The sequence below is a fragment of the Streptosporangium subroseum genome (assembly GCF_900188345.1).
GTDB classification, from domain to species: domain Bacteria; phylum Actinomycetota; class Actinomycetes; order Streptosporangiales; family Streptosporangiaceae; genus Streptosporangium; species Streptosporangium subroseum.
The window spans coordinates 311903-326783 of sequence record NZ_FZOD01000004.1 but is presented as its reverse complement, the minus strand read 5'-3'; the positions used below and the strand labels follow the sequence as shown (position 1 = coordinate 326783).

11 protein-coding genes are annotated in these 14881 nt (G+C 71.3%); 6 read left to right on the top strand and 5 right to left on the bottom strand.

Annotated features, from left to right (window positions below; genetic code table 11):
• The 3 genes from CHC08_RS06635 to CHC08_RS06625 form a co-directional block, all read left to right on the top strand.
• Window positions 1-944: apurinic/apyrimidinic endonuclease family protein (locus CHC08_RS06635; RefSeq protein ID WP_089206293.1), on the top strand; the 944-nt coding region annotated here is incomplete at its 5' end.
• Window positions 945-1107: 163 nt separating this feature from the next.
• A complete protein-coding gene (locus CHC08_RS06630) occupies window positions 1108-3123 on the top strand; it encodes a bifunctional aldolase/short-chain dehydrogenase (RefSeq protein WP_089206247.1) in 2016 nt (671 codons plus the stop codon).
• On the top strand, window positions 3120-4550 hold the full coding sequence (locus CHC08_RS06625; RefSeq protein ID WP_089206246.1) for a rhamnulokinase: 1431 nt from the start codon (window positions 3120-3122) through the stop codon (window positions 4548-4550). The genes CHC08_RS06630 and CHC08_RS06625 overlap by 4 nt, the downstream gene beginning before the upstream one ends.
• 116 nt (window positions 4551-4666) lie before the next feature.
• Here the strand turns inward: CHC08_RS06625 and mmuM are convergent, their stop codons facing one another.
• Window positions 4667-5539, bottom strand: coding sequence for a homocysteine S-methyltransferase (gene mmuM / locus CHC08_RS06620; RefSeq protein ID WP_089206245.1), 873 nt, complete (start codon window positions 5537-5539; stop codon window positions 4667-4669).
• Between the two features lie 201 nt (window positions 5540-5740).
• On the opposite strand from mmuM, the gene CHC08_RS06615 reads away from it, so the two are divergent.
• On the top strand, window positions 5741-7330 hold the full coding sequence (locus tag CHC08_RS06615) for a flavin monoamine oxidase family protein (protein WP_338055661.1): 1590 nt from the start codon (window positions 5741-5743) through the stop codon (window positions 7328-7330).
• A 118-nt stretch (window positions 7331-7448) separates the two neighbouring features.
• Here the strand turns inward: CHC08_RS06615 and CHC08_RS06610 are convergent, their stop codons facing one another.
• The 3 genes from CHC08_RS06610 to CHC08_RS06600 form a co-directional block, all read right to left on the bottom strand.
• A complete protein-coding gene (locus tag CHC08_RS06610; RefSeq protein WP_089206243.1) occupies window positions 7449-9074 on the bottom strand; it encodes a DUF885 domain-containing protein in 1626 nt (541 codons plus the stop codon).
• 237 nt (window positions 9075-9311) lie between these two features.
• Window positions 9312-11624, bottom strand: coding sequence for a VIT domain-containing protein (locus CHC08_RS06605; protein ID WP_089206242.1), 2313 nt, complete (start codon window positions 11622-11624; stop codon window positions 9312-9314).
• On the bottom strand, window positions 11621-12334 hold the full coding sequence (locus tag CHC08_RS06600) for a MerR family transcriptional regulator (RefSeq protein WP_089206241.1): 714 nt from the start codon (window positions 12332-12334) through the stop codon (window positions 11621-11623). The genes CHC08_RS06605 and CHC08_RS06600 overlap by 4 nt, the downstream gene beginning before the upstream one ends.
• A gap of 114 nt (window positions 12335-12448) precedes the next feature.
• Here CHC08_RS06600 and CHC08_RS06595 point away from each other — a divergent pair, with 114 nt between their 5' ends.
• Window positions 12449-12916, top strand: a complete 468-nt coding sequence (locus tag CHC08_RS06595) for a Dps family protein (RefSeq protein ID WP_089206240.1) — start codon at window positions 12449-12451, stop codon at window positions 12914-12916.
• Window positions 12917-12998: 82 nt separating this feature from the next.
• On the opposite strand, the gene CHC08_RS06590 is transcribed toward CHC08_RS06595, so the two are convergent.
• Complete coding sequence (locus tag CHC08_RS06590) at window positions 12999-13646, bottom strand: TetR family transcriptional regulator (protein ID WP_245878160.1); 648 nt, start codon at window positions 13644-13646, stop codon at window positions 12999-13001.
• A gap of 107 nt (window positions 13647-13753) precedes the next feature.
• Between CHC08_RS06590 and CHC08_RS06585 the strand changes: the two genes are divergently transcribed.
• Complete coding sequence (locus CHC08_RS06585) at window positions 13754-14695, top strand: zinc-binding dehydrogenase (protein WP_089206238.1); 942 nt, start codon at window positions 13754-13756, stop codon at window positions 14693-14695.
• The last annotated feature ends 186 nt before the right edge of the window (window positions 14696-14881 follow it).

Here is a 14881-nt window from a genome sequence, read left to right as displayed (position 1 = left end):
CCGCGCTGGCGGCGCGGGCGGCGGAGCTGGGGGTGGGAATCGGGGCGATCAACTCCAACGTGTTCCAAGACGACGCCTACATGCTGGGCAGCGTGACCAACCCGGATCCGCGGGTGCGGGCCCGGGCGATCGATCATCTGCTGGAGTGCGTGGACATCATGGACGCCACCGGCTCATCAACGTTGAAGCTGTGGTTTTCCGATGGCACCAACTATCCGGGGCAAGACGACATCCGCTCCCGGCAGGATCGGCTGGCGACGGCGCTGGAGCGGGTGTATGCCCGGCTGGGGGAGCATCAGCGGTTTTTGCTGGAGTACAAGTTGTTTGAGCCGGCGTTTTATGTCAGTGATGTGCCGGACTGGGGGACGGCGTATGCGCATTGCCTGCGGTTGGGGGAGCGGGCGCAGGTGGTGGTGGATACCGGGCATCATGCGCCGGGGGTGAATATCGAGTTCATCGTGGCGTTTTTGCTGCGGGAGGGCAAGCTGGGGGGGTTTGACTTCAACTCGCGGTTTTATGCCGATGACGATCTGATGGTGGGGGCCGCGGATCCGTTTCAGTTGTTTCGGATCATGTTCGAGGTGATCGGTGGGGGTGGGTTGGAGGCGGACGCGAATGTGGCGTTCATGTTGGATCAGTGTCACAACATCGAGCCGAAGATCGCGGGGCAGATTCGGTCGGTGATGAATGTGCAGGAGGCCACGGCGAAGGCGTTGCTGGTGGATCGGGGTGCGTTGGCGGTGGCGCAGGCGGCGGGGGATGTGCTGGGGGCCAATGCGGTGGTGATGGATGCGTATAACACCGATGTGCGGCCGTTGCTGGGGCAGGTGCGCGGTGAGATGGGGTTGGATCCCGATCCGATGGCGGCGTATGGGCGGTCGGGGTATTTCGAGCGGGTTCGTGATGAGCGGGTCGGCGGCGCCCCCGCCGGCTGGGGCGCCTGACCCCCGGTCTCCGAGTTCGGGTCGTCCGAGCGTGGGCCGTCCGGACCGGGCCGTCCGGACCCGGGTCTCACCGGAGCCGGCATCCGGCATCGGCCAGGGCGAGATGGAGCGCGCCGTTCCTCGGCGCCTGTGGAAGGCAAGCAACTAGTGAGTGGGAGATGTCATGAATTCGGCTGTTGAGGAGCTTCTCCAGCGGTCGCGTGCTCTCGGTTCCGATCCGCGTAACACGAACTACGCGGGGGGCAACACCTCGGCCAAGGGCTCGGCCCCCGACCCGGTCACCGGGTCGGACACCGAGCTGATGTGGGTGAAGGGCTCGGGCGGGGACCTCGGGACGCTCACCGAGGGCGGCCTGGCCGTACTGCGGCTGGACCGGCTCCGGGCACTCGCCGAGGTGTATCCGGGGGTGGAGCGCGAGGACGAGATGGTCGCCGCGTTCGACTTCTGCCTGCACGGCAGGGGCGGCGCGGCGCCGTCGATCGACACCGCGATGCACGGCCTGGTGGACGCGGCGCACGTGGACCACCTCCACCCGGACGCGGGCATCGCGATCGCCGCGGCCGCCGACGGCCCCGAGCTCACGGTGCGGATCTTCGGTGACCGGGTGGTCTGGGTGCCGTGGCGGCGGCCCGGATTCCAGCTCGGCCTGGACATCTCCGCGATCAAGGCGGCCAACCCGCGGGCGATCGGCTGCATTCTCGGCGGGCACGGCATCACCGCCTGGGGCGACACCTCGGCCGAGTGCTCGGCCAACTCCCTGGACATCATCCGCACCGCCGAGACCTACCTGGCCGAACACGGCAGGCCCGACCCGTTCGGCCCGGTGATCCACGAGCCTCTGCCGGAGACCGTACGGCGGGAGCGGGCGGCCGCGCTGTTCCCGCTGATCCGCGGTCTGGCCTCGACGGACCTGCCCCAGGTGGGCCACCACACCGCCACCGCAGAGGTGCTGGACTTCCTGTCGCGTGCCGAGCACCCCCGCCTGGCCGCGCTCGGCACCTCGTGTCCCGACCACTTCCTGCGCACGAAGGTCGCGCCGCTGGTCCTCGACCTGCCAGGCGACGCGCCCCTGGACGAGGTGACCGCGCGGCTCCGCGAGCTGCACGCCCGATACAGGGAGCAGTACGCGGCCTACTACGCCCGGCACGCCGTCCCGGGCTCGCCCGCGATGCGCGGCGCGGACCCGGCGATCGTGCTGGTCCCCGGCGTGGGCATGTTCTCCTTTGGCAAGGACAAGCAGACCGCCCGGGTCGCGGGCGAGTTCTACGTCAACGCGATCAACGTGATGCGCGGAGCCGAGGCGGTGTCGTCCTACGCGCCGATCGAGGAGTCGGAGAAGTTCCGCATCGAGTACTGGGACCTGGAGGAGGCCAAGCTCCGCCGGATGCCCCCGGCCAAGCCGCTGGCGACCCGGGTCGCGTTCGTGACCGGCGGCGGTTCGGGCATCGGCGCCGCGACCGTGCGCAGGCTCTCCGCCGAGGGCGCGTGCGTGGTCGTGGCGGACCGGGACTTCGCGGCGGCCGAGAAGGTGGCCTCCGAGCTGGGCGAGACGGCGCTCGCCGTGGCGGTGGACGTGACCTCCGAGGAGCAGGTCACCGCGGCCGTACGGCAGGCGGTGCTGGCCTTCGGCGGGGTGGACCTCGTGGTCAACAACGCCGGGCTGTCCCTGTCGCGCTCCCTGCTGGAGACCACGCTCGCCGACTGGGACCTGCAGCACGACGTGATGGCCCGCGGGTCGTTCCTCGTCTCCCGCGAGACCGCCCGCGTCATGATCGAGCAGGGGAGGGGCGGGGAGATCGTCTACATCTCCTCCAAGAACGCGGTCTTCGCCGGTCCGAACAACGTCGCCTACGGCGCGGCCAAGGCCGACCAGGCGCACCAGGTCCGGCTGCTCGCCGCCGAGCTGGGCGGGCACGGCATCCGGGTCAACGGGATCAATCCCGACGGCGTGGTCCGCGGATCCGGGATCTTCGCCTCCGGGTGGGGCGCCAACCGGGCGGCCGTCTACGGCGTGGAGGAGGAGAAGCTCGGCGAGTTCTACGCCCAGCGGACCCTGCTCAAGCGCGAGGTGCTGCCTGAGCACATCGCCGCCGCCGTCTTCCAGCTCACCCAGCTCACCCAGACCACGGGCCTGCACATCCCGGTGGACGCGGGTGTGGCCGCGGCGTTCCTGCGATGAGGCGGTACGCGGCCGTCGACCTGGGCGCCTCCAGCGGGCGGGTCGTCGTCGCCGAGGTGGGCCCCGGCACGCTGAACCTGCGCGAGGTGCACCGGTTCGCGAACGTGCCCGTACGGGCGGGCGGCACGCTGCACTGGGACATCCTGCGGATCTACCGGGGGGTGCTGGACGGCCTGCGGGCCGCCGGCCCCGTGGACGGGATCGGGGTGGACTCCTGGGCGGTGGACTACGGATTGCTGGACGAGCGCGGCGCGCTGCTCGGCAACCCGGTGCACTACCGCGACGGCCGTACCGAGCAGGTGAGCAGCCGGGTCCCCTTCGAGGAGCTGTACGCCCGCACCGGCATCGCGCGCCAGCCGTTCAACACGATCCACCAGCTGGCCGCCGAGCCCCGGCTGGCCTCGGCCACGACGATGCTGCTCATCCCCGACCTGATCGCGTACTGGCTGACCGGGGAGATCGGCGCGGAGCTGACCAACGCCTCCACCACCCAGCTGCTCGACGCCAGGACCCGCGAGTGGGACGCGGTCCTGGCGGGCGGCCTCGGCCCCGCCTCGAAGATCCTCCCGCCGCTGCGGCGGCCGGGCGAGGTGATCGGCCCGCTGACGGCGGAGGCCGCGGACGAGACCGGGCTGCCGCCGGGCACCCCGGTCATCGCGGTGGGCTCGCACGACACGGCTTCGGCCGTGGCCGCGGTCCCGGCCGACGGCGAGCGGTTCGCCTACATCTCCTGCGGCACGTGGTCGCTGGTCGGTGTCGAGCTGGACCAGCCGATGATCAGTGAGGAGGGGCGGCGGGCCAACTTCACCAACGAGGCCGGTATCGACGGCACGGTCCGCTACCTCCGTAACGTCACCGGCCTCTGGCTCCTGCAGGAGTGCATCCGCGTCTGGGAGACCGGGGGCGAGCGCGTCGACCTGGAGGCGCTGCTCGGGCAGGCCGCAGGAGAGGCGCCGTTCCGGTCGACGGTGGACGCCGACGATCCGGTCTTCCACGCGCCCGGCGACATGCCGGGACGCCTCGCCGACTTCTGCCGCCGCACCGGCCAGCCGGTCCCGGAGACCCGGGCCCAGATCGTCCGCTGCGTGGTGGACTCCCTCGCGCTGGCGCACCGGGCGGCGCTCCAGGACGCCCGGCGGCTCACCGGGCAGGAGGTGGACGTGATCCACATCGTCGGCGGAGGTTCTCGCAACGCCCTGCTCTGCGAGCTCACCGCGGACGCCTGCGGTCTTCCGGTGGTCGCGGGGCCGGTCGAGGCCACCTCGATCGGCAACGTCCTGGTCCAGGCCAGGGCCGACGGCGCGATCTCCGGCACCCTCGCCGACCTGCGAGCCCTCATCCGGGGCACCCAGCGGCTGGAACGCCACGAGCCCCGGGCGGACGCCGCGGTGCCGGCCGCACGGGCGTTCGCGCGGCCGGCGCGGTAACAAGAACGGGAAGTCATGAGACGGGATTCAGGGCGGCCGTGAATCCCGTCTCAAGCGCCCGGCCGGTGTGCTGCCCCGTGAGGACGAGACGCACTGCCGGGGAGTCCGGTCGCGCTTCAGCCGGTGGGCTCTCCCGTGAGGTGGGCGCGGATCTGGCGGATGTGCTCGGGGGTGGTGCGGCAGCAGCCGCCGACGAAGGCGGAGCCCGCGGCGTTCCACTCGGCGGCGGCCTGACCGAACTCCATCGGGTCGGCCAGCCCGAGCCAGCTGTGGCTCGCGGCGTCCCAGAGCTCACCGGAGTTCGGGTAGACCATCGCCGGCTTGCCCTTGATCTGGCCGATCAGGCTGAGAATGTGGCGCGGCGCGGTGCAGTTGACGCCGACCGCGATCACCTGCGGGTCGCCGGCGAACAGCGCGGCGGCCTCCTTCAGCGGGGTGCCGTCGTTGATGCGCTCGCCGTCGCGGCAGGAGAAACTCACCCACGCCCGCATTTCCGGAGTCTCGGCGAGCAGCCGCTTCAGCGCCCTGGCCTCGGTGTAGGACGGGATGGTCTCGCACGCCAGCAGGTCGGCCTCGCTGCCGGCCAGGATGTGCCAGCGCTCCCGGTGCCAGTCGGTCAGGCCGTCCTCGTCGAGGTCGTAGTCGCCGGTGTATTCGGCTCCGTTGGCCAGATAGGCCCCGTAGGGACCGACGCTGGCGGCCACCGTGCCCGAACCGTGGGCGTCGCGGGCCTCGACGGCCAGGTGCACGGAGAGCAGGATCAGATCCTCGGCCTCGGCGGGACTCAGGCCTCGCCGGACGAATGCCGGAATGCTCGCCTGGTAACTCGCGGTGGTCGCCACCTCCGCCCCCGCGGCGAAATAGTCGAGATGCGCCTGCCGGATCACCGCGGGATTCTCCAGAAGGACTTTCGCCGACCAGAGCTCGTCGCGCAGGTCCGCGCCCAGCGCCTCCAAATGCGTGGCCAGCCCGCCGTCCAGAATCACCATGCCGCTACTTTATGGGGTTGCGGTCCCCGCATCGCCTCGACGAACTCCGCCGTGGTGCGGAGCCAGGGGCCACTCGATCGAAAAGAAGTGATTTAGGCCGAGAAAGCTGAGTTTTGGCTGGGAAATATTCCCGGAACGAGATCGTCGATCTTACGCAATAGATCCCGCTCACACTTGCCTCCAAAGATCTTGGAGGTTTCTTTGAGTTACAGCAGGCGTGGTTTTCTGACAGCGGTCGGCACGACGGGTGGCGCAGGCGCACTCTTCGCCACGATGGGTGCGCTCGGCCTCGCGCCCACCGCCGAGGCGATGACCCGTACGGCCTTCACTCCTCCGCAGCCGTCCGATTTCACCCTCACCGGCAGGGGCGCGAAGAAGGTGGTCGTGCTCGGCGCGGGCGTCGCGGGCCTGGCCACGGCCTACGAGCTGGGCAAGGCGGGCTACGACTGCACCGTGCTCGAGGCGCTGGACCGGGTCGGCGGCCGCAACTGGACCATCAGGGGCGGCGACAGGATCACCGAGCTGGACGGTTCAACCCAGATCTCCCGCTTCTCCGAGGGCGTCTACATGAACGCCGGGCCCGCCAGGCTCGCGCAGTGGATGGTCACCATGGACTACTGCCGCGAGCTGGGCGTTCCCCTGGAGGTCTTCACCAACTCCAACGCCCAGTCGTACATCTTCAACGAGGCGGCGGGGATGACCGCGCCGGTCCGCTGGCGTACCGCGAAGTCGGACGTCTACGGCTACATCTCCGAGCTGCTCTCCACGGCCACGGACAGCGGTGCGCTGGATGCCAAGCTGACCGCGCAGGACAAGGAGAGGCTCATCTCCTTCCTGAGAGGTTTCGGCGCGATCGGCACCAAGGCGAACGGCTTCGCCTACACCGGTGGCGAGCGCCGGGGGCACAGCGTCGATCCCGGCGCGGGCGAGCAGCCGGGCACCGTGCTGGGGCCCGTTCCCTCGCTCTCCGACGTGCTCGCCAGCGGGGTCGGCCAGCGCTTCTCCTTCGAGTTCGGGTACGACCAGGCGATGCTGATGTTCCAGCCGGTCGGGGGCATGGACTCCATCCCCAAGGCGATCGCCGCCGCGGTCGGCAAGGAGAAGATCCTGCTGAGATCGAAGGTCACGAAGATCACCGACCTGGCCGACGGCGTCGAGGTCGAGTACCAGGACAAGAACGGCAGGACGCGGAAGATCAAGGCGGACTTCTGCGTGGCCACGATGCCGCCGCACATCCTGGCCAAGACCCCGCACAACCTGGGCCCCGACGTGCAGGCCGCCCTGTCCATGCCGACCGTCACCTCGTCCGGCAAGATCGGCCTGGAGTACCGTCGCCGGTGGTGGGAGATCGACGAGAACATCTACGGCGGCGTCACCAACACCGACCTCGACCTGTCCGTCATGTGGTACCCCTCCTACGGGTACGGCACGCGGCGCGGCCTCGTCATCGGCTACTACCACAACGGGGCCAACGCGGATTCCTACGCCGCGCTCCCGCACCCCCAGCGGGAGAAGCGCGCGATCGAGCAGGGCATGAAGATCCACGGCGCCAAATACCGGGACGAGCTGGCCTCCTCGGTCTCGGTCGCCTGGAAGCTCCAGCCGCACATCGAGGGCGCCTGGGTCGGGTGGCCGTCCCGCACCGGTGGATACCAGCTGCTCAACAAGCCGGCCGGTCACGTCCACTTCGCCGGCGACTGGCTCAGCTACATGATCGCCTGGCAGGCGGGCGCCCTGGAGTCGGCCCGCAAGACCGTCACCGACCTTCACAAGCGCGTGCTCACGCACTGACCCGGCCGCACCGACCCGGCTTGGAGACGGTCCATAGGGCCGTCACCGATCTCCACCGGCGCGTGCCCACGCGCAGACCGGGCCCGCCCGCACGCTGTGCGGGCGGGCCCGGCGGGAATCAGCCGATCCGGCGCAGGGCCTCCGCCATGCCGGCCAGGCCCACGGGGCCGAGCTCCAGGGCCGCGGTGTGCCAGCGCTTGATGTCGAAACCGGGTCGCCGCGCGGCCTCGTCCCTGGCGGCCAGCCAGGCGCGCTCGCCGAGCTTGTAGGAGATCGCCTGGGCGGGCCAGCCGAAGTAGCGGACCACCTCGGCGTGGACGCGGTGCGGCTCACAACGGCCCCGGTCGCGGAGCACCTCGCACGCCTTCTCGAAGGTCCACTTCGAGCCGTCGGGCAGGGGCAGGTCCAGGTGGACGCCGATGTCGATGACCACCCGGGCGGCCCGCAGCGCCGACGCGGCGAGCATGCCCAGCCGGGTGCCCGGCTCGCTGAACCAGCCCAGCTCGTCGGCCAGCCTCTCGGCGTACAGGGCCCAGCCCTCGCCGTGCCCGCTCACCCAGGAGTTCTTGCCGAACCGCGACAGGCCGTCCCCGGCCACCCGGGTGGCGCCGAGCTGGAGGTGGTGGCCCGGCACCCCCTCGTGGAAGACCACGGTCAGCTCGCTCCAGACCTCGAACCGATCCCGTCCCTCGTCCACCGGCCACCAGGTGCGGCCGGGGCGGGACAGGTCCTCGCTGGGGGAGCTGTAGTAGGCCGCGCCCGAGGACGAGCCGAGGGCCAGGGTGACGTCCACCGTGCGCAGCGGCTCGGCGATGTCGAAATGAACGCCGTGAAGCTGGTCGATCGCCTGGTCGTGGCGCTCCTTCAGCCAGCCCAGGTAGGCGTCCCGGCCCTCGACGTACTGCGTCTCGTTGAGGATCGCGGTCGCCTCCTCCACCGAGGCGCCCGGCCGTACCAGCTCCGCCTCGGCGGCCAGCTCCGCTTCGATGCGGCCCAGCTCGGCCCAGCCCCATTCGTAGGCGTCCAGCAGGTCGATGTCGGCGCCCAGGCTGATCCGGGCGGCCACGGCGTAGCGTTCGGCGCCGACCGCGTCGGTCTCCGTCGCCCGGGGCGCGTAGTCCTCACGCAGGTAGCGGGCGGCCTCGGCGTAGGCGGCGTGCGCCGAAGCGGCGCCCGCGTCCAGCTCGCCCCTGACGGGCCCGTCGCCGTAGCCCGCCACGAAGTCCCGGTGGGTGGAGCCGCTCGCGAAGAGCTCGGCCTGCGCGGCCAGTTCCATCGCCTGGCGGCGGGCGGCCCTGAGCCCCTGGGCCAGTCCGGTCTCCAGGCTCGCCCGCCAGCCGTCCAGCATCTCCGGGACGGCCGCGAGCCGGGCCGCCGCATCGCGCCATTCGTCGTCGGTGCCGTGCGGCAGCAGGTCCACGCTGTCCCGCAGATCGGCGATCAGCCCGAACGGCGCCGCCACCGCGCGGAGCGGCTCGCCGATCTCGTACGAGGCGAGCTCGGCCTCCAGCCGCTCGCGCAGGTGCGCCGCGGCCCGCACATCCGCCTCGTCCTGAGGGCGCAGGGAGGCGAGTCCGCCCAGCGTCTCGACGATCAGGGCGGCCCGGGCGGCGTCGCCGTCCGGGCTGTAGTCGGTGGCCGCTGCGAACTCGGCATCGATACCGTCGTTTCCGGCGGCGACCGGGTCGAGCGCCGCCCAGCGAGAGACGTATTCATCGCAAAGGGTAAAGATCGGGCTGGTCATCCCGGCACCCTAACCGAGGTGACCTGGGGAGTCACTCCTTTATCAGCGGGTGTTCGCCCCGGGCCACGACGGTCACCTCTCCATCGGGACGGCGTTCCTCTCAGGGGCCGGGGCGGTCATCTGTTCCATCCGGGTGACGGCCGTCCCAGGTCACGACGGACACTCCTCCGTCAGGGTGGTGCTCCCCGGGGCGGCCGTCCTTCCCAGCCGGGTGAGGGCCGCCCCGGGCCACGACGGTCACCTCTTCCAGAACGCCCGGCGCCTTCCGGGTCCGATCAGCGCCTCCAGGCCTTCGACGGCCCGGCGCATGAGGGCGTCCACGTCTCCGCCGGCCTGCAGATCCCTGGCCAGGGCCTCCAGCTCCGCGTGGCCGCCCAGGTAGACGGCGAGGGCGGAGAGGCGGCTGCCCAGGTCCTCCAGGTGGCGCAGCCGGTCGGCGACCGGAAGGGACGCGACGGCGCGCAGCCGCTCCAGCTCCTCGGTGAGCTGTTCCCTGGGCAGCTCCTGCCGGGGCGTCCTCATCATCGGTGCGGGAGTGGGCAGCATCCGGGCATGCCCGCCGAAGCCGCCGGCGGCCTCGGCCTGCGGCACGCCGGGCCCCATCCCGCTCGCCGCGAACTTCGGCGCGGAACCCGGAGCCACCAGCCCGGGCGGGGGCACGGGAGCGGACGCGCTCGCGACCATCATGGTCTGCATCATCGGCATCGCGGCGGCGGACGGGTCCTCCCAGCCGCTGGGCAGTTCCACCGGCTGGATCACCCTGTGCCCGGGACCGCCCTCGGCGACCACCTGGCTGTCGACCGCGACGAACGCGGTGAACCGGCAGAGCACTCCGTACTTGAGCGAGACCTCGACGATCTCACCCTCCAGCGAGCGGTCGCCGCTCGCGTAGCGGTCCTCCAGCGTGCGCAGCCGGGCTCGGGCCCAGATCGCGCGCGCCGCGGGGTTGTCCACGACCGTCGCGGCGACCCGCCGCTCCCAGGGCTGGGCGGCTCCGTCCAGCCCGTGTACGGTCAGCGCCCCGCCGGCCGCGCCCCGATAACGCCCGAGGACGGTGAGCGGGACGCCCGGGTAGATCGAGCCGAGGTGGCTCACCGTGTCCGGGACCAGGTCGAGCCCGTCGGCCTTGAGGGACAGGTCGGTGACCAGGGGGGCGCCGATCCGGCGGTGGATGTGTTCCATCGCCTCGTCCAGCCGGTCCTCGGACTCCACCAGCTCGCACCGGCCTCCTCCCAGCCCGGCCAGCCTGCCCAGGAATCCGGCGTTGACCGCCCGGTCGATGCCGACCGTGTGCACCCGCACCCCGGCCAGCCGGGCGCCGGTCCGCTCCAGGATCTGGTCCTCGTTGCCGACCTGCCCGTCGGTGACGAGGACGAGGACCCGGTCCCTGGCGGAGTCGGCGAGCAGCGTGACGGCCTGCTCCAGCGGGGTGAGCATCTCGGTGCCGCCGCGCGCCTCCAGCCGGGCCAGGTGCTCCACGGCCCGGTAGCGGTTGCGGTCGGACGCCTCCGACAGTCCCTCGCCGAGTCCGTCCGGGTGCTCCACGACGCTGTCGAAGGAGAGCACCGCGAACCGGTCGCCCGAGGTGAGTGTGTCGACGATGCGGGCGGCGGCGCGCCGGGCGGCGACCATCTTCCAGCCGGTCATGCTGCCCGAGCGGTCGAGCACCAGCACGACGTCCTTGGGACCGGCCGTGGATCGCACCTGGCCGGGGACGACGGTCAGGGTGAACGTTCCCTCGTCTCCGTCGGGGGTCAGCGCCAGAGAGGTGGAGGCGTCGAACGACAGACGCAGGATGAAGTCGCGGTCCAGCCGCTCACCCGGCTGGAGGCGGATCGTGTTTCCCTCCTCCTGGACCACGTGCAGGCTGGAGCGGATCTCGCGCAGCTCCAGCCCGGCCTCCTCGACGGAGACCGTGAGCGAGAGCCGCACCGGGTTGGGGAATCCGGGCAGCAGCACCGGAGGCGTGATCCGGGAGGCGTCGGGGACCGCGTCGGTGTCCGGCGTCCAGCCGGCGCCCGCCTGCTCACCGTCGAGCGGGGTGCCGGGGACGTAGCGGGGGGCGACGACCAGCGGGAAGCGGAAGGTGGCCGCGCCGTCCTCGTAGGGGAGCGGCTGGTTGAGCGTGAGGTGCACGGTGACCCGCTCACCCGGCACGATGTTGCCGACCCTGATGGTGAAGACGTCCGGCCGGTCCTCCTCGGCGATCGCGGCCCGCCTGCCCTGGGAGATCGCCCGGTCGTAGTCGGCCCTGGCCTGGCCACGCTCCTTGAGGATCCCCTCGATGACCCGCCCGTCCGCCTCCATCCTGAAGGCGGTCACGGCGGCGCGGTCGGGCAGCGGGAAGACGTAGGTCGCCTCGAGCGCCACATCGTGGGGATTGCGGAAGCCCTGGACCACCTCGACCCCGGCGATCAGCCCGGACACGGCGGCGGTCACGTCCACGCTCTCCAGCGGCAGGTTGCCGCGCTCGGTGACGAGGGCTCCCAGCCCCGCGTCCGGGACCGGGGCGCACTCCTCCGGCCGTAGCGTTGCGATCGAAGTGATCATGATTGCTTTCCTTCCGGAGAAGTGAGACCGCGTTCGCGGAGGACCGCCAGGAGCGCCGCGGACGCGGCGGTGATCTCGGCGAGGTCGTCTGGTGAGGGGGTGCGGCCACCGCCGTCGAGCAGTACCGTCACCCCGGCCGCCAGCCGTACGCCGTGGACGATCACGGCGGGCTGAGCGGGCTGAGCGGGCTGAGCAGGTTGAGCGGGCGGGGCCGGGGATCGGGGCTCCTCGGCGACGGCCGGTGCGACCGGGGGAGGCCCGGAGGGGGCGGAGAGCGATGCGGCCGGTGCGACGGGGGGAGATCCGGAGGGGGCGGAGAGCGATGCGGCCGGGGCGGCGGGCGCCTCGGCCCAGAACCGGGGGCGTGGAGTCCTGGTCGCGACCGGCTCGGCCGTCTCGTCCGGTGTCTCCGGGAGGTGGGCGATCGCCTCCAGGATCTGGTCGGCCGCTCCGGTGAGCTCGGCCTGTATCTCGGCGATGGTCCGGCCGTCGGCCTGGCGGCGTTTGACGGCGATGAGCTGCAGCAGGTGGCGCCTGCCGTACAGGGCGACGCGGCCGCGGCGGGCCGACGGCGGGTCGAGCAGGCCGATCGTGGAATACCACCGGATCAGGCGTTCGTTGGGCACGTCCCTGACCCGCCCGTTGAGCCGGGCGGTGGGGGCCAGCGCCGTGGAGGCTCGCTCTGCCAGTTCACCGATGGTCCATTCCATGCACCCATAGTGACACTGTCATGATTACAGTGTCAACATAAGGAAGACATATCCGGTTCGGGGCGTTGAAATTCACAGGGATAACTTGAGGTCGAAACGGGGGGAGTACGCCTCATGTCCGCAATTACCAGCCCACTCAAGCCCGATGCCAAGAAGATCGTCGCCACCGCGCTCCAGGGGGCGCTCGTCGATCTTCTCGACCTGTCGCTCCTGACCAAGCAGGCTCACTGGAACGTGGTCGGTCACAACTTCCGCTCGTTGCACCTGCAGCTCGACGAGATCGTCGCGGCCGCCAGGGAGCATGCGGACGCCGTCGCCGAGCGCGCGGTGGCTCTCGGGATCAACCCCGACGGCAGGTCGTCCACGCTGGCCAAGACGACGGAGCTGGCGCAGCTGGAGACGGGCTACATCAACGACGGCAAGATCGTCGCCGCCATGACGGACATCCTCGGGTCCATCGTCGGCCGGATGCGCCAGCGCGTCCTCGACACCGATGAGCCCGATCCGGTGACCCAGGATCTTCTCATCGAGATCACGCATGACATGGAGAAGCACCACTGGATGATCGAAGCCCAGCGCTAGAACGCGGCGGAGCGCCCCGGCCCTCGCGGGCCGGGGCGCTCTCCGGTCGCGAAGCCGGGGGAGAGGCCGCGGCCGCGGTCCGTCAGCCCGCGTTCACCGTAAGGGCCATGCTCGGAGGGATCGCCCTGAACGCCTCGCCCATCCGAGCCTGGAGCGCTTCGCGCCCCGGATCGTCCCCGGTCTCGGACCACTCCTTCAGCGCCCAGCGCCAGGCCGCCACCATGAGTTCCAGCGGCAGGTGAAGCTGGACACGCTCGGGACCGTCCGGGCCGAGGCGCGCCGCCACGGTGTCGACCACCGTGCGGGTGACGTCGGCGCAGTGCTGAAGGCTGTGCGCGGTCAGCGACGGCGTGGCCTCCGCGAGGCGCCGGCTGGCCACGAATCGACGCTCCCAGCTCGGGTCCATTCCCGCGAGCGTGACCGCCAGCGCCTCCTGGTAGACCGTCAGGATCGGCCCGGCCAGCGGGCATGCCTCGATCTCCACGGCGTAGCCGGCCCACAACTCCTTCTCGGGAGCCAGCGCCACGTCCTCCTTCGAGCTGTAGTTGCGGAAGAACGTCCGCTTGGAGACCTCCACCGCATCCACCACGTCGTCCAGCGTGGTCGCGTCGAAGCCCTTCTCGGTGAACAGGCGAAGTGCGGCGTCCGCCAGCGCCTCCCGCGTCCGCAGCTTCTTCCGCTCTCGCAGCGAAAGGTCGCCGGGAGGGGGTCCTCCGGCCGGTGAAATCACAGTTACGAGTGTAGTGACGATGCGCGTCATAATAATCGCTACTTGACGGCAAATGCCACTCAGTGGCACATTCTCTCTCGTTGCCGCCGACTCTGCGAGGTTCGAACATGCGCGCCCAGATCATCGATCACGCTGCCCCGGGACACCTGACGCCGGCTCAGGTCCCCGATCCCGAGCCCGCTCCCGGCCAGGCTCTGATCCGGGTACGCGCCATCTCGCTCAACCCCGGCGAGGTCACTCACGTGCTGCCGTACGCCGAAGAGGGCGGCATCCCGGGCTGGGACGCGGCAGGCGTCGTCGTCCAGGCCGCCGCCGACGGCTCCGGCCCCAGAGAGGGAACCTCCGTCGTCACCCTGGGCGTGAGCGGTGCCTGGGCGGAGCTGCGCGCCGCGGACACCGATCTGCTCGGCGTCGTTCCCGACGGCGTCGAGCTCGGAGCCGCCAGCACGCTCCCGGTCGCCGCGACCTCGGCCCTTCGCGCCCTCCGGCGGCTGGGCCCGATCCTCGGCCGCCGCGTGCTGGTCACCGGCGCCGCGGGCGCCGTCGGCCGATTCGCCGTACGGCTCGCCGTGCTCGGCGGCGCCGAGGTCGTCGCCGCGACCGGCGACCCCGGCCACGCCGAGGAACTCCGTGCCCTCGGTGCGGCCCAGGTGATCACCGATGGCCCCGGATACGCGACCCGGCCCGTCCACGGCGTGATCGACACCGTCGGCGGCCCGTACCTTGTGGGCGCCTACGCCTTGCTCGCGGCCGGAGGGGTCCTCGTCGCGGTCGGCCATGCGGCCGGGCAGCCGGAGACGTTCACGTTCGGCGAGCTGTTCGGCGACGGCGGCCGCCACGACCGGTCACTGACGACTTTTTTCCTCCTGGACGGCACACCCGGGATCGGCGCCGACCTCACCTGGCTGGCCACCCGCCTCGGCAGCGGAGATCTGGAGCCGCAGATCTCCTGGCGCGGGTCATGGACCCGCATCACCGAGGCGACGAGCCTGCTCACCGGCGGCGGCCTGCGCGGCAAAGCCGTACTGGACATCGACCAGGTGCGCTGACGCGATCTCTCCGGCGGCACGGACGCCGCCGACCTCGCTCACCAGGACGCCTTACCGAGGACGGGACCGTTCTCGCCGCTCCCTTCCTGGTCGGAGTGGGGCGCGCCTGCCTCCCGAACCGCCGATGACCCCGGGTTCGGCGGCGGCCTTCGCGCCCTCGCCTGGGGATCGCCCGGTCCGGGGAGG